Here is a 20,657-nt window from a genome sequence, read left to right as displayed (position 1 = left end):
CTCACCGCAGGCGCTCGGCGACCTCCGCCGCAGCGGCGATCACCTGCGGGGCCACCACCGACTCGTCGATCGCGCCGTCGAGGGTGACGATGCCGACGCTCGCACGCAGCCCCTCGACGCCGCGCACGGGGGCGGCCAGGCCGCGCGCCCCGCTCTGCAGCTCGCCGCTCGTCACGGCGTACGACGACTCGCCCCCGTCGAGCAGGGTGATGGCCTTGCCGGCCGCCCCCTGCGAGAGCGGGTGGCGGGCGCCCACGCGGTAGGCGACGTGGAAGTCGGTCCACGTCGGCTCCACCACCGCGAGCGCCAGGGCCTCGTCGCCGTCGGCCACGGTCAGGTGCGCCGTCGAGCCGATCGCCTCGGCGAGCGACCGGAGCACCGGCATCGCGAGGTCGCGCAGCAGCGGCTGGACCGCCGCCGCCAGCTGGAGGACGCCGAGCCCGACGAAGAGCCGGGAGCGGGCGTCGCGCCGCACCAGGCCGTGCTGCTCGAGGGTGCTGATGAGCCGGTAGACGACCGTCCGGTTGACCACCAGCCGGTTGGACAGCTCGGTGACGGTCAGGCCCTCCGGGCTCTCGGCGAGCACCTTGAGCACGCGAAGGCCGCGGTCGAGGGTCTGCGAGGTCTCCGCGGGCATGTCACGACACTAGTGGGGCGCGACGAGGTCGCGCACCGCGTGCGTCAGGAGGACTGACGCATCGCCCACTCGCGGATCCGGTTGATCCGCTCGTGCAGCTGCTCGGCGTTGGCCACCGCCGCGGGCGGCCCGCCGCACTCCTTGCGCAGGGCGGCGTGGGTGATCCCGTGGGCCTGGCCCGTGCGGTGGTGCCAGGCGGCGACCAGCCCGTTGAGCTCGCGGCGCAGCACCCCGAGCTGCTGGTGGGTGGTGAGCTGCTCGACGGACTCGACGACGCGGTCTCCCCCACCTTCGCTCTTCTGCCTGCGGGCCCGCTCGCTCTGGCGCGAGTGCAGCAGCTCGCGCACCTGGTCGGGCTCGAGCAGGCCGGGGATCCCGAGGAAGTCCATCTCCTCCTCGGAGCCCACGTGCACCTCGCCGGAGTGGCCGAACTGGGCGCCCTCGTAGAGGACGTGGTCGAAGGACGCCGTCGAGCCGAGCGCCTCCCACGACATCTCGAGCTCGCCGGAGGCCGCCTCCTCCGCGTTGGCCGCTGCGAGCAGGCCCTCCTCGGCGGCGAAGATGTCGTCCTCGTCGCTCACCCGCCGACCCAGCACGTGGTCGCGCTGGGCCTCCATGTCGGAGGCGAACTCGAGCAGGTGCGGAACCGACGGCAGGAACACCGAGGCGGTCTCCCCGCGCGACCGGGCGCGCACGAAGCGGCCGACGGCCTGCGCGAAGAACAGCGGTGTGGAGGTGGTGGTCGCCCACACGCCGACGGCCAGGCGCGGCACGTCGACGCCCTCGGAGACCATGCGGACCGCGACCATCCAGCGCTTGTCGGAGTCGGAGAACGTGGCGATCTTCTTCGACGCGCCCTTCTCGTCCGACAGCACCACCGTCGGCGCCTCGCCGCTGATCTTCTTCAGCAGGGCGGCATAGGCGCGGGCGGAGTCCTGGTCGCTGGCGATTACCAGGCCGCCGGCGTCGGGCACGTGTCGTCGTACCTCCGACAGGCGCCGGTCCGCGGCCTCCAGCACCGCCGGGATCCACGACCCCTGCGGGTCGAGCGCGGTGCGCAGCGCCTGGGCGTGCATGTCCTTGGTGAGCGGCTCGCCCAGCCGGGCGACCACCTCGTCGCCGGCGCGGGTGCGCCACTGCATCTCCCCCGAGTACGCCATGAACAGCACGGGGCGCACGACGTGGTCGGCGAGGGCGTGGGCGTAGCCGTAGGTGAAGTCGGCCTTCGAGGTGGGGATGCCGTCCTCGCCGGGGGCGTAGCTGATGAAGGGGATCGGGTTGATGTCGGAGCGGAACGGCGTGCCGGTCAGGGAGAGCCGACGCGCAGCCGGGTCGAACGCCTCGCGGACGCCCTCGCCCCACGACAGCGCGTCACCGGCGTGGTGGATCTCGTCGAGGATGACCAGGGTCTTGAAGCGCTCGGTGCGGATGCGCATCGCGAGCGGGTTGACCGCGACGCCGGCGTAGGTGACCGCGATGCCGACGTAGTCGTCGGACGTGCGGCCCTTGCCGGCGGAGTAGGTCGGGTCGATCGGGATGCCGGCGCGGGCGGCGGCCTCGGCCCACTGCGTCTTGAGGTGCTCGGTGGGGGCGACGACGGTGATCCGGTCGACGACCCGACGGCTCAGCAGGTCGGCCGCGACGGTGAGCGCGAACGTCGTCTTGCCCGCGCCCGGCGTCGCCACGGCGAGGAAGTCCTGGGGCTGGCGGGACTGGTAGAGGTCCATCGCCGCCTGCTGCCAGGCACGGAGGGAGGGCGCGGTGCCCCAGGCGGCCCGGTCGGGCCACGCGGGGGGCAGCGGCGCGTCAGGCCGCCCCGTCACCCGTCGGAGCCCGCGTCGCCACCGGACTGGTCGTCACCGGGGTTGAGCTGCTCCCAGATCTCCTTGCACTCCGGGCACACGGGGTACTTCTCCGGGGCCCGGCTGGGCACCCACACCTTGCCGCACAGCGCGATCACGGGGGTGCCCATGACCATGGCCTCGGTGAGCTTGTCCTTGGGCACGAAGTGGGAGAACCGCTCGTGGTCGCCCGCATCGGTCGGGACGGTCTGACGCTCTTCGATCGTCTGGGTGCCCGGGGAGAATCCGATGGTGCTCATGATGGAAGAGCCTAACTCGGGACTCAGTTCATGTCGGGATCGACGGGCCGGTTCACGTGCCAGGCGAGCATGCCCGGCTGGCGTCGCATCACGTCGCGCCACAGGCCGCTCGTGTCGTCGCGGAACGCGTCGCCGGCCTCGCTGCTGACGACGTACCAGCTGCCCTCCTCGACCTCGCCCTCGAGCTGCCCCGCGCCCCAGCCGGCGTATCCGGCGAAGACCCGCATCGTGGCCAGCGAGCCGTCCACGAGCTCGGCCGGGGTGTCGAGGTCGACCATGCCGAGCAGGCCGGCGACGGGTCGCCAGCCCACCGGCGGGTCCTGCACGTCACGCAGCCGGGCGACCGCGAGCGCGCCGTCGGTGCCGACCGGGCCGCCGCGGAAGAGGACCTCCGGCTCGGAGACGACCTCGTGCCACGCCTCGAGCACGTCGGCCACCAGGATGTGGGAGGGCCGGTTGAGCACCACCCCGAGGGCGCCCTCCTCGGTGACGTCGAGGAGCAGCACGACGGTGTCCGCGAAGTTGGGGTCCTGCAGCGCTGGTGTCGCCACCAGCAGCATCCCCGACGCCAGGTGCATGTCGTCCACTATGACAACCAATCGGCCGTCCTGCGAGTCTCCCTCCCGTCCTCGGAAGGAGAACACCATGCGTACGACGCCCCTGGCCGCCGCACTCGGACTGGCCGCCACCGTGACCATCGCCCCTGCCCTGACCGGCACCACCCCCGCCTCGGCCGCCGGGGAGACCTGTGACGGCAAGGCGGCCACGATCGTGGTCGCGCCGGCGACGACGTACCCGGTCCCGTGGACGGTCGGCACGCCCGGCGACGACGTGATCGTCGGCACCGACGAGCGCGACCGGATCGACGGCGGAGGCGGCAACGACACGATCTGCGGCCTCGACGGCGACGACCACCTCGTCGGCGGCGCCGGCGACGACCGCCTCTTCGGCGGCCTGGACTGGTACTACCCCGACGACGACTACTGGGGTGACGTGGTCGAGCCCGGCCCGGGCGACGACCACGTCGACCTGGGGGCCGACGGCGGCTGGGAGGACATCGACTTCGTCGACAGCGTCTACGCCGACCAGGTCTCCTACGCCAACGCGGCCGGTCCGGTCACCGTCGACCTCACCACCCTCACCGCGACCGGCGAGGGCACCGACACCTTTGCCGCGACGCCCGCCGGCAAGTTCACCGGCATCGTCGGCTCGCGGTACGACGACGTGCTCACCGGCGGCCCGGCGGACGACCAGGTCCACGGCGGAGGAGGGGACGACCGGATCTCCGGCGGCCCGGGCGACGACCTGCTGCACGGCGACCTCAGCTGGGCTCCCGACGAGAGAAATTCCGACACCTCGGTCCCCGGCGTCGACGTGGTCGAGGGCGGCGTCGGCGACGACGTCGTCGGGGGTGGCCACGGCGCCGACACCCTCCGCGGTGACGACGGCGACGACTACCTCGTCGCAGCGAAGGACGCCCGCGGGACCTCCTTGCTGGGCGGCGACGGCGACGACGGCTTCAGCACCGCCCAGGACACGTTCGCGCGCGGCGGCGCCGGCAACGACGACTTCGAGCTCGGCATCGGCCGCGGCATGAAGGCCGACGAGCCCCGCACCGTCATCGGTGGCCAGGGCCGCGACAAGGTGGCGCTGTCGTCGTACGTCGGTGGGAAGAACCGCTACGACGTCACGATCAGCGTGCCGAAGCGGCGCATCGACGTCGGCGGTGGGCGCTTCGCCAAGGTGGCCAGCACCGAGGAGTTCCAGGTCGAGGGCAACGACGGCCCCGGGCTCATCGTGTTCCGCGGCAGCGACGTTCCGGAGCTGTTCCGGCTGCGCTGGGTCATGAAGGCGAAGGTGCACGCCTTCGGCGGCGGCGGCAACGACGTGCTGGTCAGCGGCTATGCCGCCGACGTGCTCGACGGTGGGCCGGGGCGCGACCGCCTCGACGCCAGCCGCGGCCGCGACCGCTGCCTGCGTGGGGAGTCCCTGAAGGGGTGCGAGCGGCGCCGCTGAATCCTAGGCTGCGCGGATGACCACGCCCGCCTCGCAGCCGACCCCCTCGCGCCGGCAGCGCTGGTCCGCCTCGACCCGCGACGCCCTCGTCGACGCGGCCGAGCGGCTCTTCGCCGAGCACGGCTACCAGGCGACCTCCCTGGACGCGATCGTCGCCGGGGCCGACGTCACCAAGGGCGCGCTCTACCACCACTTCAGTGGCAAGCAGGCGATCTTCGAGGCGGCCTTCGAGCGGGTGGAGGAGCGCGCGACGCAGGGCATCGCATCGGCGAGGACCGGGCACGACGACCCGTGGGAGCAGGCGCTCGCGGGGCTGCGTGCCTTCCTCGCCGCCGTGCAGGAGCCGTCGTACCGCCAGATCGTCGTCTCCGACGGACCCTCGGTCCTGGGGCATGCCCGCTTTCGCGAGCAGGAGGAGCGCTCGACGTACGCCGTCGTGGACGAGGTGGTGCGCTCGGTCCTGACCTCGGACGAGTGGGAGCTCGACGCACCGATGCTCGACACCTTCACGCACATCTTCTTCGGCGCGATGTCGGCGGCCGGCGGGTCGGTCGCGGCGAGCGAGGACCCGGCGGCCGCGGCCGACCGGGCCGAGGCCGCGATCGGCTTCGTCCTGACCGGGCTCCGGCAGCTGCTCGAGGGCGGCGCCGGGACTCCCGGACCGGGCGCTACTTGGCGAAGGTGACGTTGCCGTTGGCGGCGGGGACCAGCTCGATCCACACCCGGCCCGCGGGCACCGTGAGGTCGCCCGACCTGGTGGCCAGCTCGATCGCGCCGGTCAGGCCGTCCTTGGTCCACGTGCCCCGGATGACCCGGCCGCCGTGGAACAGCAGCGCGGCGCCGGTGCCCTCGAACTTGGTCTCCGGGACCGGGTAGCCGGCCGGGTCGCGGTAGCCGGCGTCGCCGACCTTGACCCGCAGCACGAGCACGGAGTCGGCCGGGAACTGGTCGCCCTCGGCGGCGTAGGAGTCGGTGTTGACGTAGCCACCGCCCTGGAACTGCCAGGAGGTCGAGTGCGCGCCGAAGTCGGCGGTGAGGGTGCGCGCCTTGCCGCCCTTGGGCAGGTCGGCCTTCGTGCCCCAGGGCAGGTACGGCGGCGGCTCCTCGTCGGCCTTGAGCCGCTTGGAGATCTCGCCGAGGCGGGCGAAGAGGTTGTAGGGGGCCGAGCGGGAGCTCTCGCGGTAGACCCCGGGCGCGCCCTCGGTGATCCACGGGATGCCCGCGGCGCGGACGCGGTTGAGCGTGACCTGCGCGGCGCCGCTGGTCACCACGGTGGCACCCTCGGGCACGATCCCGATGTCGCTGGCGCGCATCGACCGGACCGGACCGATGTCGGAGGGCACCGTGGAGTAGTAGAAGGCCGCGAGGCGGGTGTAGCCGCCCTCGACGAGCTCCTCGACGACGAGGTCCGCGGCCCCCAGGCCCACCTGCGGGGCGCTGGAGGACGTGTTGTCGACCTTGGTGACGATCACCGGGTGCTTGGGTGCCTTGCCCGTGCGCTCGAGACCCGTCAGGGGCCAGTACGTCGGCTCGGGCGGCTCGCTGGTCGCCTCCGAGCTGGGCTCCTCGGGCGACGCCGCGGGCGCCTCCTCGTCGTCGCCACCGCCGCACGCGGCGAGCAGCAGCGAGGCTGCGACGACCACGGCCGCGACGGCCTTGGACGAGGAGGTGTGGGGACGGTGACGCACGGGGGACTCCGATCGAGCGGGGGTTTGCTGCCTAGCAAGTGTGGGGGCGCGCCCTCCCCGAGGAGGGAAGGCGCGCCACAGGGTAGATCAGCAGGATGTGCCTACCAATCCGAGCCTTTCACCGGCATCCGGAGGCGGCTCAGCGACGGCGCAGCGTGCCGCCGAACCAGCGGGAGGTCCACGGCACCGCGACGCGCACGCGCTGGCCCGAGCCGGGCGCGTGCACCATCACCGCGTGACCGCGCGACCAGCGCAGGAAGATCGCCGCGTGGTAGACCCCGCCGCTGCCGTAGAAGAACATCAGGTCGCCGGCGCGCATGTCCTTCTTCGCGATGCGGCGGGCGAAGCCGGCCTGGGCGCCGGACGTGCGCGGGACGTCGAAGCCGGCGCGGCGGTAGCTGTAGAAGACCAGGCCGGAGCAGTCGAAGCGCGACGGCCCGGCACCGCCGTAGGCGTAGGCGTCGCCGCGCTGGCGCATGGCCGTGTCCTTGGCGCCCACGACGCGCCGGCTGACGCGCTTGCGGGCGGTGACCTTGGCGCTGGTCTTTGCGCTGGTCTTTGCGCTGGTCGGGGTCGTGGCGCCGGGGTCGCGGGTCACGGTGTCCCCGGCGGCGGTGGCCGGCAGGGCGGTCATCGTGGATGCGGTGACGCCGAGTCCGGCGAGGGCGAGCGCGCAGGCTCGCGCCGTACGAGTGATCGCAGGCATGAGTGTGTGTCCTTTCCCACGCCTGTGAGGTGAGCTGTCGGGTTGGGGCTGGAAAGTGCCCCGCCACCGGGTGGTGGCTTCACCCCGAGCCGGGCGCGCGCTGACCTGGGCCTGCGCGGACCGGCGTGGAACCTGTGGGTCCCCCACTCCTGCCCTCGACGTTCTCGGGGGACCGTCCCGGTGGGGCAGGACTCGGCGTTGCCCGGGACGGAGGTGCTGAAATCGCCATCCAACGTGGCAGACCCCGTCCCGTGGTCCAAATCGCGGTCAGCCGAGCTTGCGCCCGCCGTCCACGTAGAGCGTCTGCCCTGTGATGAACGACGCATCGTCGCTGCAGAGGAACGCAGCCGCTGCGGCGATGTCCTCGGGCTGGCCCACCCGGCGCACGGGGGTCGCCTCGGCGTTGACGCGCTGCAGCTCCTCGGGCTCCATCTTCAGGCGTCGCGCGGTGGCGTCGGTCATCTCGGTGACGATGAACCCGGGCGCGATCGCGTTGGCGGTGATGCCGAACGGGCCGAGCTCGATGCCCAGGGTGCGGGTGAGCCCCTGGATGCCCATCTTGGCGGCGGAGTAGTTGGCCTGGCCACGGTTGCCGAGCGCGGAGACGCTCGAGAGGTTGAGGATCTTCCCGTACTTCTGTTCCACGAAGCGCGACTGCGCGGCCTTGGTCATGTTGAAGACGCCCTTGAGGTGCACGCCCATGACGAGGTCCCAGTCCTCCTCGGTCATCTTGAACAGCAGGTTGTCGCGCGTGATGCCGGCGTTGTTGACCAGGATGTGGATGCCACCGAGCTCCTCGACCACGCGCTGCACGGCTGCCTCGGCGGCGGCGCCGTCGACGACGTCGCAGCCGATGCCGATCGCCCGCGCGCCGTCGGTGAGGTCCAGCCGACCGGCGGCCTCCTGGGCGGCGGACTCGTCGAGGTCGAGGATCGCGATCGAGGCTCCCTCGCTCGCGAAGCGCTGGGCGATGCCGAAGCCGATGCCTCGTGCTGCTCCGGTGATGACGGCGACTCGCTGGTCGAAACGGCCCATGGGAACTCCTGCGCTCGAGGTGGAAAATCGGTGAAGGAACTGCGCCGATCAGGCTATCGAGCCGCCCGGCTCGCTACGGTGTGGGGATGGGCCGGAGGGATTTCGGGGCCGCTGCGGTCGTGGCGGTCGTGATGGCGCTGACTGCTGCGCTCGTGGCGTGGACGCACCACCTGCCGTTGCGCGACCCCGACGGGGCCTCGCTGCCGACGTGGTTCCGGCTGCCGGTGATCGTGGCTTCTGCCGTCCTGCTCGACGTGCTCGCCCGGTGGGCGCTGGTCGTGCGGCGCAACCGCACGTTCATCGGCACCTCGGTCAGGTCGGTGCTGGTCGAGCGGTGGAACCGGGACCAGATCTGGTTCACGCTGACCGGCCTGGTCACCTGGTACGTCGCCTACGTCGCGTTCCGCAACCTCAAGAGCTTCGTCCCGTTCGTCACCGACCGCATCGCCGACCCGGAGCTGGCGAGGATCGACCGCGTCCTGTGGCTCGGCCACGATCCCGCGGTGCTGCTCCACGACGTGCTCGGCACGTCGTGGGCCAACTGGGTGATGGCCGCGGTCTACCTGATCTGGATCGGCCTGGTTCCCGCGAGCCTGGCGATCGCGCTGGTCTGGACCCGCCGGTCGGCCTACGGCGCCTGGTACGTCACCGCGGTGTCGGTCGACTGGTGCCTGGGCGTGGTCCTCTACTACGTCCTGCCCTCGCTCGGGCCGACGTACTCCCGTCCCGAGTGGTTCGCCTCGCTGCCGCGCACGCCCAACAGCGAGGTGCGCGACATGCTGCTGACCGACCGGATCAAGGTGCTGGCGGGTCCGTGGGACACCGGAGCCGTCCAGACCATCGCCGCCTTCGCCTCCCTCCACGTGGCCGTGATGCTCACGATCTGCCTGACCGTGACGGTGATGCGGCTGCCCCTCACCATCCGGGTCGCGAGCTGGACCTTCCTGGCGCTCACCTGCGTGGCGACGGTCTACCTCGGTTGGCACTTCTTCGTCGACGTCCTCGCCGGCTTCGTCGTGGGTGCGGCGGCCTTCGTGATCGCCGCGCGCGCGACCGGCAACCCGCTACGACGGCGCCACGAGCCGTGGACCTTCCGCGCGGCGCTCGACGTCTCGGCGCCTGCACCGGAGGCCGACCCGCTCGCCGGGCACCGCTGAGCGACTCACCAGATCCAGGACCGGACCTCGGTCGCCGTGAGGACCTCGCGCCACGCCTCGTGGCGACCGAGCCGGGTCAGGACCGTCTCGTCCTTGCCGACGGGGTCGAAGAGCGTGAGCGTCGCACGCGTCCTGTCCGAGGCGCAGTCGTCGCTCTGGTGGGCGAGGACGAGCCGGTCGTCGCGGGTCCCGAGGAGCGACAGGGCGCCGGTGCTGCCCGGCACCCGCACCAGTCGGGCCTTCCCCGCATCCGTCTGCCGGGTGAGGAAGGCGCCGCCGCAGCCGCCGTAGGACTCGTACCAGGACCGCCCCTGCACCTCCCGGACGTCGCCGTCGTCGAAGACCGGCGATCCTGCGGCGCGGGTCCTCGCCGTGTGCCGGATCCCCAGCGCACCGGAGGTGCCGGCGAGGTCGACGCGGCGCAGCTGGCTCCACCGCGTGGTGCCGCACATCGCGACGACCGAGTCGGCGTCGTGCCAGCGGCGCGGGATGCAGGACCCGCGGGTGTCGATCACCCTGCTGGTGCCCGCGGCCAGGTCGGTGACCCACCACCGGCGACCGGCCGCCGTGACCAGGGTGCGGCCGTCGGCGCTGGTGATCGCCGACCCCTCGGTCCGCGCCGGCAGCCACGTCCGCGTGCCGTCCCAGTCGAGGGTGCCCACCCGGCCCGGCCGGCGCCCGGTCCCGTAGGTCCCCATCAGCACGCCCGACCCGTCGGGCTGCAGCGCGAAGAAGGCGCCTCGCCGGGGCGGGTCGATCGCGTGCGTCGCGCCCGTGGTGACGTCGTACGACACGAGGCGGTCGCGCTCGCCGCCGGTCAGGACGCGCAGCAGCGCCGTGTGCGTCTCCGGACGCCAGTCGGCGATGAGGAAGTCGCCCGGGTAGACGTCGGGCGGGCCCTCCTCGAGGTCGACGGTGTAGACCGGGTGCCGGACGCCGTCCGGCGTGATCACCTCGAGCGACCGGGCCAGGCCTGCCGCGTTGCGCTTCTCGAGGTCGCCCTGCGTCACGACGGCCACGACGGAGTCCGGGCCGAGCTGGTCGGCGGCGACGGTCGCCGTGGTCGGCACGGGCAGTCCCGCGCGGTCCGCGGTGGCGATCGCCGGGCCGGGTTCGGTGGCGTCGGCGTTCGCCGGCAGCGTGCTGCCGAGGCCGGCGCCGAGCAGCGCGAGCGCGGCCAGGCCACGGCGGATGGTCGGTGTGGTGTGCATGTGTCCCCCTTTGTCTGACCGGGAGACGTCGCAGCGGGCGGTTTGGTTGTCCCTAGCTGCCGGCCAGTGCGTCGCGGAGCCTCGAGGCGTACGCCGCCGCCTCGCCGTCGGCGTACTTCGTGCGGGGCCAGAAGAACCCGCGCAGGCCGTCGCCCTTGGTGCGCGGCACCACGTGCAGGTGGAGGTGCGGGACCGACTGGCTGACCGTGTTGTTCATCGCCACGAAGGACCCCTGGGCGCCGAGGCCGTCCTTCACCGCGGTCGCGAGCCGCTGGGCGGCCGCCAGGAAGCCGTCGCGGAGCCCGGCGGGCAGGTCCGGCAGGGTTCCAACGTGCTCGCGGGGCACGAGCAGGACGTGCCCCTTGAACACCGGCCGGGTGTCGAGGAACCCGACGAAGTCCTCGCTGTCGAGCACGACCTCGGCCGGGAGCTCGCGGGCGACGATCCGGCAGAAGACGCAGCCACGGGTGGTCTCGGTGTCCATGCAGCCAGCCTCCCACCCGTCCCGCGACCGGTGCTCCTCAGGAGTCGGCCCACGTGACGACGTCGTCGAGCGACGCCCGCGAGGTGCGGAAGCCGTTGACCGGGTGGTCGGTGTCGGCGAACCCGAACGAGATGCCGGCCACGACGAGGCGGTGCTCGGGCAGCCCGAGGTGCTCGCGCAGGAAGCCGGGATAGCCCGCGAGGGCCGCCTGTGGGGCCGCCGCCAGCCCGAGCGCCTGGACGCCCAGCAGGAACGAGCTGGTCCAGAGCCCGCAGTCGACGGCGCCGTAGACGCCGAGGTCGGCCTCGGTGGTGAGGATCGCGACGTGCGGGGCGCCGAAGAGGTCGAAGTTGCGCAGCATCTGCTCCAGGCGGCGATCGGCGTCGTCCTTGCGGATCCCGACCGAGTCGTAGAGCTGGAAGCCACACTCGCGGCGCCGATCGCGGAACACCCCGGCGTAGGCCGCCGGGAACGCGAAGTCGGGCGCCTGCGGCTGCGACATGACGTGCTCGGCGAGCCCCGCGCGCAGCCGGTCGGTCCCCTCCCCGCTGGTGACGACGACCTGCCACGGCTGGGTGTTGCACCACGACGGCGTGCGCTGGGCGAGGGTGAGCAGCCGCTCGATGTCGGCCCGCGGCACCGGGTCGGGGCGGAACTGCCGGCACGTCCAGCGCTCGTCGAGCAGGGCGGCGAGGGTGTCGAAGGGCGCGGCGTCGGTCATGGGCAGAGCCTGCCAGCCGACAGTGGAGCCAACGGCCGCTAGGTCCGGCCGTACGCTCCACTGTCGGGCCAATCCGCCGAAAAGCCCACGAGTCGCCGCTGCCTCGCGCACCATGGACGTCGCCATGTCACGCCCACTCATCGTCCGCGCCCTCGCCGTCCTGCTCCTGCTGACGGCGCCGGCCGTCGCACCCACCACCGGCGCAGCGGCCATCGCCCCGAGCGAGCGGCACGAACGCGCGACGTCGTTGCCGGTCTGGCTCGCGCCGGCCGAACCGCACGCGGAGAACCCCACCAACCCGCTCGCGTACCGCCTGTGGGGCGTGTACCGGGGGCCGCAGGACCAGGTGTGGCGGCCCTACATGCGCGCGAAGGGCGCGACCCGCGCTGCGCTGGCGACGATCGCCGAGCGCCCGCGGACCAAGTGGTACGGCAAGTACCTCCCCGACGCCCGGGTCCGGGCGACGGTCACCGACTACGTCGCGAACTCGCAGGCCGGCAACCCCGAGACCCTCTCCCAGATGGCGGTCTTCCGGATGGTGCCGTGGGAGGGCGAGGCGTGCCGACGTCCGACGACGCCGGCCGAGGCCGCGAGCTACCGCACCTACGTCCAGGAGCTCGCCGCCGGCATCGGCGACGCGCACACGCTCGTGGTCATGCAGCCCGACGGGCCGTTCCTGCTCTGCGCCCCGGACCGCGCGGTGAAGTCGGAGCTGCTGACCTGGGCCACCCAGACCCTGAGCGCGCTGCCGAACACCAGCGTCTACATCGACGCCGGGGCGGCCGACTGGTGCCAGAACGGCACCGCGCAGGAGTCGTGGAGGTGCGCGGAGATCCTGAAGCTGAGCGGCATCCAGCACGCCCGCGGGTTCGCGCTCGACTCCACCCACTACACCGGACCGGTCGAGAACATCGACCGCGGGATGGAGATCATCGCCGAGCTCGTGGCCGACGGTTACGCCGCGCCGCACTTCATCATCGACACCGCGAAGTCCGGCCGGCCCACCATGTGGCGCGACATGATCTCGGCGACGCCGCGGGGCCTGCGCAACAACGCCCGCACCTGCAGCAGACCGACGATGAAGCGTTGCGTCACCCTGGGCATCCCGCCCACGCCGCGCCCCGCCGACCCCCAGTGGGGCCTCCCGGATCCGCAGCGCCAACAGGCGGCGGCGTACGTCGACGGCTTCGTCTGGTTCGGCCGGCCGTGGCTCTACAACCAGGCCGACCCGTTCGTGAAGAAGCGCGCGCTCGCCATGGCGGCCAGCACGCCCTGGACCGACACCGGCCCGCGCTGAGGGCGCGGCAGAAATGGCGAGAGCGACGTGGTCAACGGCGTAGCCGTGACACACGTCGCCCTCGGTCGAGCGTGGAGCTGCGGGGAATCGAACCCCGGTCCTCGAGCGCCGAACCAGGTCTTCTCCGGGTGCAGTCTGTGCTGTCGCTTTTCTCGGCCCCGGCGCTCGCACAGACACGTCGCCGACGGGCTCAGTCAGGATTGAGTCCCGGTCACCCCTCCTGACAGAGAGTGACCAGCAAGTCTCCTAGATGAGGCCTGGGTCCGGGACGGAGACGGATGCCCGGTCAGACCCTTCGATCACTGCTCAGGCAGCGAGAGCGAAGTCGTTGCGCTTGGAGTTGGCAACTATGTGTTTCCAGCGATCGTTTACGAGATGACGCTGGCTTCTCGACCCGCTTCCCCTGGAACTAACGTCCCAAGTCGAAACCGATCAGCCCCTCTGAACTTGTCAATGACCACAGTCTACGTGGTCCAACCGACCCGCGCCCACCGGTATTCCTGCGGGTCAGTGGCACACGCCGTGGCACCGGGCGGAGAGCCGCGTGGTGATCCGTGCGCCGCCGGGCGCGTCGAAGTGCTGGGAGTCCATCGTGCCGTAGGTCCACCGGAAGCCGTGCCGGCGCAGGACCTGCACCACGGCGTGCCCACGGCCCCGCCAGGCGACCCGCGGGTGGGACCGGCCGGCCCACCACGCGTTGGGCAGCCACCGGCCGCCCACGCGGTAGGGGTTCTCCCAGGGATTGAGGTCGAGCGCACGGCCCCAGGCGTGCGGTGACCGGACGCCGGGGCGCCCGACGACGTGGCGGCAGTTGAAGGCCGAGGTGTTGCCGGCGGCCATGGACCGCACGTCGTCCGCGCCGTGCAGGCGAGGCGACCAGCCGAACCGGTCGACGCGGTACATCGACCGGACCGGGATCCGCCGGTCGTGGAGCTCGGTGAAGAGCGAGGCGAAAGCCGGAGCGGCCGACGCGGCCACGACGAGCTCGCCGCGGTGGCGGTAGCCGTCGTACCCGACGTAGTTGGTGCGCAGCAGCCGGAGGCCCTCGCGCCCGACCGGGCAGCCCGGGCGCCACGAGCGGCCCACCATGGACCGCCAGACCCCGTCGGGGACGGGACCGACGCGCGCGTGCGCGCCCGCCTCCACCGCCCGCGGCTGCGCCGGGAGCCGCACCCGGGGCCGCGGCGCGCCCCGCACCGACACCGGCGACACGGGCGGCACGTTGTCGACCCGCGCGCGAGTGCTCGTGTCGCCGTCGACCCAGTCCAGGGCAGGCGCGTCGGCACGGTAGGCCGTGTCGGTGCGGGGCGTCGCGGTCACGGTGGCGGCACCGGCGGCGTCCGTGACGACCTCGGCCAGGGTGCGCCAGCCCCGGCGGGTGCGCTCCTGCACCCGCACCGGACCGGACACAGGAGCGCCGGCTGCCGTGGCCCACCGGACCGAGAGGGTGATCGCCTGCTCGTCGCGCACCTTCCGCGGCGCGTCGAGGACCACCCTGCTCCTCCAGCGCACGAGCGGTACGGCCACCTCGGGACTGGTGGCGGGCGGCTGCGTCCCGTCGCCGGCGTACGACGCCCGCACCACGTTGTCGTCCGCGACGGTCGACATCGGCAGGGCCGCCGCGCCGGCCCCCGCGGCGTCGGTCACGACCGTGGCCAGCGGCTGCCAAGTCCCGGCCACCCGCCGCTCGAGGGTGACGGTCGCGCCGGCCAGTGGCGCGCCCGCCGGGTCGGTGAGCGACAGGGCGAGGGGCGCCGCCTCCCCCGCCCGCGCGGGCGAGCCGGAGAGCGCCAGGACGGCCGACGCGGCACGGTCGAGCCGCAGCGCCAGCCCGTGGGCCGGCGCGGCCAGCAGGGCAGCCAGCAGGGTCAGTCCGCTGGCGAGGACGGCGAGCGGGGGGCTGGCGCGCATGGGTCTCCCGATGGTCCGAGGTGCGCCCATCGTGGCAGCACGCGCCGGTGGGTGACGCTCAACCCGCCGGAGGTCGGGTGTGCCTGGTTCACACCTCGGCGGAGGACGCCCCGCCGGCCGGCTCGTCCGCCTCGACCGGGGTGCGGTGAAGGCGGACGCGGGTGATCCGGTGGCCGTCGACGTCAGCCACCTCCAGCACGTGGTCGCCCACGGGGACCCGGTCGCCGGTCCCGGCCATCCGCGCGAGGCGGTGGAGGACGTAGCCGGCGACGGTCTCGTAGGGGCCGTCCTCGAGCGCGACGCCGGTCCGCTCGCCGAACTCCTCGATGGTGAGGCCGGCGTCGACGGTCGCGGGGTCGGCGGAGGCGTCGACATCGGCGTCGGTGTCGTACTCGTCCTGGATCTCGCCGACGAGCTCCTCCATCAGGTCCTCGAGGGTGACGATGCCGTCCGTGCCGCCGTACTCGTCGACCACGAGGGCGATGTGGGCCCCGAGCCGGCGGAGCTGGTCGATGGACGGCAGCACCCGGTTGGTGCGCGGCAGCACCGGAAGCTCACGGGCGATGTCGGCGACGGTCAGGTTGCGCTCGTCGGCGTGGCCGAGGATGTCGCGCAGGTGGAGGTAGCCGAGCACCTCGTCGAACGACTGCCCGGTGACGGGATAGCGGGTGTAGGGCTGGGCGGCGATCACCGCGACGGCGCTCGCCAGCGGCAGGTCGCCGCGCAGGAACACCACGTCACCACGGGGCTTCATCACCTCGCTGAGCGAGCGGTCACCGGCCTCGAAGACGTCGTCGACGATCTTGCGCTCGTCCTCGGGGATGTCCTCGTGGCCCGAGATCATCATCCGCAGCTCCTCCTCGTCGACCTCGTCCCCGGCGGCGTCGGGGTTGCCGCCGAGCAGCCGGACGAGCGCGTTGGTCGACACCGAGAGCAGCCAGATCACCGGAGTCATCACCCGCGCGAAGCGACCCAGCGGGGGCGCGAACAGCCGCGACACCTGCACTGAGCGCTGGAGCGCGAGCCGCTTGGGCACGAGCTCACCGAGGACCAGCGAGAGGTACGACACCGCCAGGGTCGTGACGACCAGAGACACCGTGTCCGGCGCCGGCACCCCGAGGCTCTCGAAGGCCGGCGCGAAGGACGGCGCGAGGGTCGAGGCGCCGAACGCGGCGGAGAAGAAGCCGGCGACGGTGACGCCGATCTGCACCGCTGAGAGGAAGCGGTTGGGGTCGCGGGCCAAGGACGCGACGGCGTGGCCGCGGCCGCCCTCGGCCTCCAGCTTGTCGACCTGCGCCGAGCGGAGCGACACCAGGGCGAGCTCGGTCGCGGCGAACACGCCGCCCATCAGCACGAAGGCGAGGACGAGCAGGACGTCGATCCAGGTACCGGGCTCCACGCCCCTCACCGTAGCGAGGGACAGGAACCCGGCACGGGCTCAGCGGCCGAGGATCGCCGCACCGACGGCGGCCACCGGATAGCCCGGCGGCACCACGGTCAGCCGGTCGGCCAGCCCCAGCGACGCCAGGAACGGCGACCCCTCCCCCAGCACCTTCAGCCGCTCGACCACCGCGAGCCGCAGGGGCTCACCGACCTCGGCGACGCCGCCGCCCAGCACGATGCGCTGGGGGTCGATGGTGAGGCCCAGCACCCGGATCGCGCTCGCCACGCCCCAGCAGAAGCGGTCGCGCACGGCGAGTGCCGCGGGATCGCCGGACTCCGCGGCCGCGAAGAGCGCCGCGGCCGGCCACTGCTCGGTCGTCGGCCACGCCTGCGACAGCGCGGCGCCGGACGCGATCGTCTCGAGGCAGCCGCGCTGGCCGCAGCCGCACCGGGCGCCCTCGGGGTCGACGGGGATGTGCCCGATCTCCCCCGCCGCGCTGTGCTCGCCGCGGCGCAGGCTGCCCTGCATCACCAGCCCGGCCGCCAGCCCGGTGCCGACGCTGAGGTAGACCACGTCGTCGACCCCGGCCAGGGCGCGCGCGGCGAGCGCGGCCGCGTTGACGTCGTTCTCGATGACGACCGGGACGCCGAGCCGGTCCGCCAGCAGGTCGCGCAGGGGCAGGTCGTCACCGTTGAGGTCGAGGTTGACCGCGTGGCGCAGGATGCCGCGCCCGCCGTCCACGAGCCCCGGCACGCCGACGCCGACCCGTGCGTCGAGCGGCAGGCCGGTCGAGCGGCGCAGCGCGTCGAAGACCCGGGCGGCGGTGGCGGTGACGCCGTCGGCACCGGGCACGGTCGACTCCCGCACCTCGGCCAGGATCGTGCCGTCCGGCTCGAGGACCACCCCGTGGGTCTTGGTCCCGCCGATGTCGAGACCGACCGATCGAGTCCCTGCCAGTGCGGCACTCACCGCGTCCACCCTGCCTCTCGCAACACCTCGACCACCGCGGCGACGCCCGGTGCGGACGACCCACGCGTACAGATTCTGGCAAGCCCGCCGTCGTACGGCCCCGGCCAGCCCCACTCGACGACCACGACCGTGCGGCCGTCGCCCGACAGCCGGTCCAGCAGCGCCAGCACCTCCGGGCGGCGGTGCGCGTCGCGGACCTGCACGACGAGGGGTACGCCGTCGGGGATCCCGTCCGGCGCGTCCGGGTCGACCGTGACGTCGGGGCCCAGACCCCACGCGACGTCGCCGACCGCGATGTTGGCCGTGGTCGCGACGCTGACGACCGCGGCGCCTGTGACGTCGGGCAGCGCGCCCTCGACCAGGAGCGCCCCGTGGGCGGCCTCGGTCTGGCGCAGCCGGTCGGGAGGCTCGCGGTCGCCCCCGACGGGAGCCTCCAGGGCGGCCACGCGGGCGGCGGCCTCGGCCAGGCGAGCCCGGTCGAGCCGGCCGTCCGCTACCGCGGCCAGCACCGCGTCGCAGATCTCCTCGACCAGCGCTGCCGGCTTGTCCGGCCCGATGCAGAGCAGGTCGCAGCCAGCCACCAGCGCGAGCACGGCTGCCTCCGGGATGCCGTGGCGCCCCGAGGCGCCCGCCATGTCGAGCGCGTCGCTGACGACCACGCCGTCGAAGGCGAGCACGTCGCGCAGCATGCCCAGCACGACCGGGCTCAACGTGGCCGGGCGGTCGGGGTCGAGCGCCGGCACCACGATGTGCGAGGTCATCACGGCGCGGGTCCCGGCCTCGACGGCCGCGTCGAAGGGGACGAGCTCGCGGGCGGCGAGGGTGTCGGCGTCGACGGCGATCCGCGGCAGGTCGAGGTGGCTGTCGGTGGCGGTGTCGCCGTGCCCGGGGAAGTGCTTGGCGCACGCGCCGACGCCGGTGGACTGCAGGCCGCGCGTCCACGCCGCGACGTGCTCGGCGACCCGCTCCGGGTCGGTGCCGAAGCTGCGGGTGCCGATGACCGGGTTGTCGGGGTCGCTGTTGACGTCCGCGTCGGGGGCGAGGTCGAGGGTGACGCCGACCGCGGCCAGCTCCTGCCCGACCCAGCGCCCGACCGCCTCCGTCAGGTCGAGGTCGTCGATCGCGCCGAGGGCAGCGGCGCCGAGCACCGGACTGGGTGCGCGGGTGTGCAGCCGGCTGACGTCGCCGCCCTCCTCGTCGACGGCGATCACCGCGCGGGGGTTGGCCGCCCGGATCGCGGCGCTCAGCGCAGCCGTCGCGTCGGCACCGTCGGCGGTGTTGCTGCCGAAGTAGCAGATCCCGCCTAGCCCCTCCTCGAGCAGCGCGCGGTAGTCGTCGGGCAGCGTCGTACCGGTGAAGCCGGGCAGCAGCACCTGCAGCGCGAGCCCTCTCACGTCAGTGGCTCGATCCTCTGCCGCACCGGGGTCCCCGCGGCGTTGTTCGGGGGAGCGCAGCGGAGGAGAAGAACGTCGTGGGGTGGTCTTCATCCCTTCACCGCGCCTGCCGTGAGGCCGCTGACCATCCGACCCTGCACGACGAGGAAGAAGATGATCACCGGCACCGCGATGAGCGTCGAGCCCGCCATGATCCCGCCCCAGTCGGTGCCGCTGTTGACGTCGGTGAACGTCGAGAGCCAGAGCGGGAGGGTGCGCCGGTCCTCGCGGGTCATCACCACGAGGGCGAGGGTGAACTCGTTCCAGGCCTGGATGAAGCCGAAGACGCCCGTCGCGACCAGTCCCGGCGCGAGCAGCGGGAAGGTGACCCGTAGGAAGGCCTGCATGCGGGGGCAACCGTCCATCATCGCGGCCTCCTCGAGCTCGTAGGGGACGCCGGCGACGAAGCCGCGCAGGGTCCAGATGGTGAAGGGGAGCACGCCGGCGACGTAGACGATCGTCAGGCCGACGACGGTGTTGAGCAGCTCCATCGTCTCGAGCATCTTGTACTGGGAGATGAAGAGCCCCTCGACCGGGATCATCTGGATCACCAGCAGCGTCACGATGAACGACATCCGCCCGCGGAACCGGAAGCGGGACACCGCGACCGCGGCCACGAACGCGAAGGACAGCGCGACCACGATCGTCAGGCCGGTGACCATCAGGCTCACCTTGAGCGCGTCGACGAACTGGTCGGTCTCGAAGACGGTGCGGAAGTTGTCCAGGTCACCGCCGAACGGCACCCACGTCGGGACCGGGTTGCGGATCTCGTTGCGGTCGAGGAAGGAGCTGTTGACCATCCAGTAGACCGGGAAGGCCGCGACCACGAAGGTGAGCACGCCGAGGCCGTCGGCCAGCCAGCGGGTCGAACGGGGCGTCGAGCGGGACATCAGGCGTCGGTCCTCTCCTGGCGGATCATCGCCCAGACGTAGGGGAAGGTCAGCAGCACGGTGAGGCCGAGCATGAAGATCGCGACGGCCGCCGAGGTGCCGAAGTCGCCGCCGCCGATGCCCAGCCGGTAGATGTAGGTGCCGAGCAGGTTCGTGTCGGTGGCGCTGCCGCCGGCCTTCTGCAGGATGTAGATCTGGGCGAAGACCCGCAGGTCCCAGATCACCTGCAGCAGCCCGACCACCATCAGGACCGGGCGGATGCTCGGCAGCACGACGTGGCGCAGGCGCTGGGCCCGGCCGGCCCCGTCGATCTCCGCGGCCTCGACCAGCTCGCCGGACACCTGCGTCAGGGCGGCGTACACGGTGAAGGCGACGAACGGGACGCTCATCCACACCACGACCACGGTGGCGACGAAGTAGAACGACAGCGGCCGCAGCAGCCACCCGTGGCCCTGGAAGTCGCCCCCGAGGGCGGTGAGCAGGTAGTTGATGACGCCGTACTGCGTGTCGAAGAGCCACTGCCACACGGTCAGCGAGGCCACCACGGGCATCGCCCACGCGAGCAGCAGCCCGGTCTGCGCGAGCAGCCGCACCGGTCGCGACATCGACTGCATCACCAGCGCGAGGCCGACGCCGACGAGCATCGTGACGGCCGCGTTGACCAGGCAGAACACGACCGTGCGGAGGGTCACCCGCCAGAGGTAGGCGTCGGTGAACAGCTCACGGTAGTTGGCCAGCCCGACCCACTCCGGCGGACGCCCGAACTGCTGCGCCAGGCCGAACTCCTGGAAGGACAGCAGCACCTGCCGCACGAGCGGGTAGCCGAGCGCCAGGCAGAGGGCGAGGACGGCGGGGGTGATCAGGAGGTACGGCAGGGGGGCAGCGCGACGGGAGCGCACGGGAGGACGGACGGCGTCCTCGCGCTCGGTCATCGCGGCCTCCTCACGTGCGGCGGTGCGCGTGCTCATCATGCTGGCTCGTCATCCGTTCCCGGGCAGGCTGCGGCGGGGGCAGCGG

General features: G+C 72.9%; 20 protein-coding genes, 1 other RNA gene and 1 riboswitch. Of the genes, 4 read left to right on the top strand and 17 right to left on the bottom strand.

Translation table 11 applies throughout. From position 1 onward, the window contains the following. Position 1: 1 nt before the first annotated feature. The 4 genes from Q9S36_RS30445 to Q9S36_RS30430 are packed head-to-tail and all read right to left on the bottom strand — an operon-like array spanning position 2 to position 3,316. Complete coding sequence (locus Q9S36_RS30445; protein ID WP_311288579.1) at positions 2-637, bottom strand: helix-turn-helix domain-containing protein; 636 nt, start codon at positions 635-637, stop codon at positions 2-4. Positions 638-681: 44 nt separating this feature from the next. Beyond that, on the bottom strand, positions 682-2,460 hold the full coding sequence (locus tag Q9S36_RS30440) for a DEAD/DEAH box helicase (protein WP_311288578.1): 1,779 nt from the start codon (positions 2,458-2,460) through the stop codon (positions 682-684). Continuing rightward, a complete protein-coding gene (locus Q9S36_RS30435) occupies positions 2,457-2,738 on the bottom strand; it encodes a DUF3039 domain-containing protein (protein WP_311288577.1) in 282 nt (93 codons plus the stop codon). The genes Q9S36_RS30440 and Q9S36_RS30435 overlap by 4 nt, the downstream gene beginning before the upstream one ends. A gap of 23 nt (positions 2,739-2,761) precedes the next feature. Then, the gene (locus Q9S36_RS30430; RefSeq protein WP_311288576.1) at positions 2,762-3,316 is read right to left on the bottom strand and encodes a YqgE/AlgH family protein; all 555 of its coding nucleotides are present in this window, start codon (positions 3,314-3,316) and stop codon (positions 2,762-2,764) included. A gap of 67 nt (positions 3,317-3,383) precedes the next feature. On the opposite strand from Q9S36_RS30430, the gene Q9S36_RS30425 reads away from it, so the two are divergent. Both Q9S36_RS30425 and Q9S36_RS30420 read left to right on the top strand, forming a co-directional pair. Then, positions 3,384-4,754 (top strand): calcium-binding protein, encoded by a 1,371-nt coding sequence (locus tag Q9S36_RS30425; protein WP_311288575.1) that lies wholly within the window; start codon positions 3,384-3,386, stop codon positions 4,752-4,754. A gap of 16 nt (positions 4,755-4,770) precedes the next feature. Continuing rightward, complete coding sequence (locus tag Q9S36_RS30420; protein WP_311288574.1) at positions 4,771-5,439, top strand: TetR/AcrR family transcriptional regulator; 669 nt, start codon at positions 4,771-4,773, stop codon at positions 5,437-5,439. On the opposite strand, the gene Q9S36_RS30415 is transcribed toward Q9S36_RS30420, so the two are convergent. The 3 genes from Q9S36_RS30415 to Q9S36_RS30405 form a co-directional block, all read right to left on the bottom strand. Next, entirely contained in the window at positions 5,423-6,442 is a 1,020-nt protein-coding gene (locus Q9S36_RS30415; protein ID WP_311288573.1) for a DUF3048 domain-containing protein, read from the bottom strand. The genes Q9S36_RS30420 and Q9S36_RS30415 overlap by 17 nt on opposite strands. A 139-nt stretch (positions 6,443-6,581) precedes the next feature. Then, positions 6,582-7,148: an NlpC/P60 family protein gene (locus Q9S36_RS30410; protein WP_311288572.1), complete on the bottom strand. Its 567-nt coding sequence runs from the start codon at positions 7,146-7,148 to the stop codon at positions 6,582-6,584. A 6-nt stretch (positions 7,149-7,154) separates the two neighbouring features. After that, positions 7,155-7,319, bottom strand: a riboswitch (cyclic di-AMP (ydaO/yuaA leader). A gap of 96 nt (positions 7,320-7,415) precedes the next feature. Continuing rightward, positions 7,416-8,183 carry a 3-oxoacyl-ACP reductase FabG gene (locus Q9S36_RS30405; protein ID WP_311288571.1) on the bottom strand — a complete coding sequence of 256 codons (768 nt, stop codon included), beginning with the start codon at positions 8,181-8,183 and terminating at the stop codon, positions 7,416-7,418. Between the two features lie 86 nt (positions 8,184-8,269). Here Q9S36_RS30405 and Q9S36_RS30400 point away from each other — a divergent pair, with 86 nt between their 5' ends. After that, positions 8,270-9,340: a phosphatase PAP2 family protein gene (locus tag Q9S36_RS30400; protein WP_311288570.1), complete on the top strand. Its 1,071-nt coding sequence runs from the start codon at positions 8,270-8,272 to the stop codon at positions 9,338-9,340. Positions 9,341-9,345: 5 nt separating this feature from the next. Here Q9S36_RS30400 and Q9S36_RS30395 read toward each other — a convergent pair whose 3' ends face one another. From Q9S36_RS30395 to Q9S36_RS30385, 3 genes are read right to left on the bottom strand one after another with little or no spacing between them, the layout of a single operon-like run. Beyond that, a complete protein-coding gene (locus tag Q9S36_RS30395) occupies positions 9,346-10,551 on the bottom strand; it encodes a hypothetical protein (RefSeq protein ID WP_311288569.1) in 1,206 nt (401 codons plus the stop codon). A 52-nt stretch (positions 10,552-10,603) separates the two neighbouring features. Beyond that, a complete protein-coding gene (locus Q9S36_RS30390; protein ID WP_311288568.1) occupies positions 10,604-11,035 on the bottom strand; it encodes an HIT family protein in 432 nt (143 codons plus the stop codon). 37 nt (positions 11,036-11,072) lie between these two features. Beyond that, entirely contained in the window at positions 11,073-11,756 is a 684-nt protein-coding gene (locus Q9S36_RS30385; RefSeq protein ID WP_311288567.1) for a nitroreductase, read from the bottom strand. Between the two features lie 124 nt (positions 11,757-11,880). Between Q9S36_RS30385 and Q9S36_RS30380 the strand changes: the two genes are divergently transcribed. Continuing rightward, the gene (locus Q9S36_RS30380; RefSeq protein WP_311288566.1) at positions 11,881-13,053 is read left to right on the top strand and encodes a glycoside hydrolase family 6 protein; all 1,173 of its coding nucleotides are present in this window, start codon (positions 11,881-11,883) and stop codon (positions 13,051-13,053) included. A 69-nt stretch (positions 13,054-13,122) separates the two neighbouring features. Here Q9S36_RS30380 and ssrA read toward each other — a convergent pair. The 7 genes from ssrA to Q9S36_RS30345 form a co-directional block, all read right to left on the bottom strand. Continuing rightward, positions 13,123-13,493, bottom strand: a transfer-messenger RNA (tmRNA) gene (ssrA, locus tag Q9S36_RS30375). A gap of 67 nt (positions 13,494-13,560) precedes the next feature. After that, positions 13,561-14,964 (bottom strand): M15 family metallopeptidase, encoded by a 1,404-nt coding sequence (locus Q9S36_RS30370; RefSeq protein WP_311288565.1) that lies wholly within the window; start codon positions 14,962-14,964, stop codon positions 13,561-13,563. An 88-nt stretch (positions 14,965-15,052) separates the two neighbouring features. Next, positions 15,053-16,363, bottom strand: coding sequence for a hemolysin family protein (locus tag Q9S36_RS30365; protein WP_311288564.1), 1,311 nt, complete (start codon positions 16,361-16,363; stop codon positions 15,053-15,055). 39 nt (positions 16,364-16,402) lie between these two features. Then, positions 16,403-17,317, bottom strand: a complete 915-nt coding sequence (locus Q9S36_RS30360; protein WP_311288563.1) for an ROK family protein — start codon at positions 17,315-17,317, stop codon at positions 16,403-16,405. Continuing rightward, positions 17,314-18,711, bottom strand: a complete 1,398-nt coding sequence (locus Q9S36_RS30355) for a glycoside hydrolase family 3 N-terminal domain-containing protein (protein WP_311288562.1) — start codon at positions 18,709-18,711, stop codon at positions 17,314-17,316. The genes Q9S36_RS30360 and Q9S36_RS30355 overlap by 4 nt, the downstream gene beginning before the upstream one ends. A gap of 89 nt (positions 18,712-18,800) precedes the next feature. Next, positions 18,801-19,640, bottom strand: a complete 840-nt coding sequence (locus Q9S36_RS30350) for a carbohydrate ABC transporter permease (RefSeq protein ID WP_311288561.1) — start codon at positions 19,638-19,640, stop codon at positions 18,801-18,803. Then, the gene (locus Q9S36_RS30345; protein WP_311288560.1) at positions 19,640-20,608 is read right to left on the bottom strand and encodes a sugar ABC transporter permease; all 969 of its coding nucleotides are present in this window, start codon (positions 20,606-20,608) and stop codon (positions 19,640-19,642) included. Before Q9S36_RS30345 ends, Q9S36_RS30350 begins: the two co-directional genes overlap by 1 nt. Positions 20,609-20,657 lie beyond the last annotated feature (49 nt).

Source organism: Microbacterium sp. ARD31 (genome assembly GCF_031844425.1).
This window is presented reverse-complemented; position numbering and strand designations above follow the sequence as displayed.

Excerpts from the sequence above, each read along its gene's own strand:
- Q9S36_RS30435 (WP_311288577.1), bottom strand. The coding sequence starts at position 2,738 with ATGAGCACCATCGGATTCTCCCCGGGCACCCAGACGATCGAAGAGCGT.
- Q9S36_RS30445 (WP_311288579.1), bottom strand. The coding sequence starts at position 637 with ATGCCCGCGGAGACCTCGCAGACCCTCGACCGCGGCCTTCGCGTGCTC.
- Q9S36_RS30400 (WP_311288570.1), top strand. The coding sequence starts at position 8,270 with ATGGGCCGGAGGGATTTCGGGGCCGCTGCGGTCGTGGCGGTCGTGATG.
- Q9S36_RS30420 (WP_311288574.1), top strand. The coding sequence starts at position 4,771 with ATGACCACGCCCGCCTCGCAGCCGACCCCCTCGCGCCGGCAGCGCTGG.
- Q9S36_RS30405 (WP_311288571.1), bottom strand. The coding sequence starts at position 8,183 with ATGGGCCGTTTCGACCAGCGAGTCGCCGTCATCACCGGAGCAGCACGA.
- Q9S36_RS30350 (WP_311288561.1), bottom strand. The coding sequence starts at position 19,640 with ATGTCCCGCTCGACGCCCCGTTCGACCCGCTGGCTGGCCGACGGCCTC.
- Q9S36_RS30370 (WP_311288565.1), bottom strand. The coding sequence starts at position 14,964 with ATGCGCGCCAGCCCCCCGCTCGCCGTCCTCGCCAGCGGACTGACCCTG.
- Q9S36_RS30395 (WP_311288569.1), bottom strand. The coding sequence starts at position 10,551 with ATGCACACCACACCGACCATCCGCCGTGGCCTGGCCGCGCTCGCGCTG.
- Q9S36_RS30380 (WP_311288566.1), top strand. The coding sequence starts at position 11,881 with ATGTCACGCCCACTCATCGTCCGCGCCCTCGCCGTCCTGCTCCTGCTG.
- Q9S36_RS30425 (WP_311288575.1), top strand. The coding sequence starts at position 3,384 with ATGCGTACGACGCCCCTGGCCGCCGCACTCGGACTGGCCGCCACCGTG.
- Q9S36_RS30385 (WP_311288567.1), bottom strand. The coding sequence starts at position 11,756 with ATGACCGACGCCGCGCCCTTCGACACCCTCGCCGCCCTGCTCGACGAG.
- Q9S36_RS30345 (WP_311288560.1), bottom strand. The coding sequence starts at position 20,608 with ATGAGCACGCGCACCGCCGCACGTGAGGAGGCCGCGATGACCGAGCGC.
- Q9S36_RS30390 (WP_311288568.1), bottom strand. The coding sequence starts at position 11,035 with ATGGACACCGAGACCACCCGTGGCTGCGTCTTCTGCCGGATCGTCGCC.
- Q9S36_RS30410 (WP_311288572.1), bottom strand. The coding sequence starts at position 7,148 with ATGCCTGCGATCACTCGTACGGCGCGAGCCTGCGCGCTCGCCCTCGCC.
- Q9S36_RS30430 (WP_311288576.1), bottom strand. The coding sequence starts at position 3,316 with ATGCACCTGGCGTCGGGGATGCTGCTGGTGGCGACACCAGCGCTGCAG.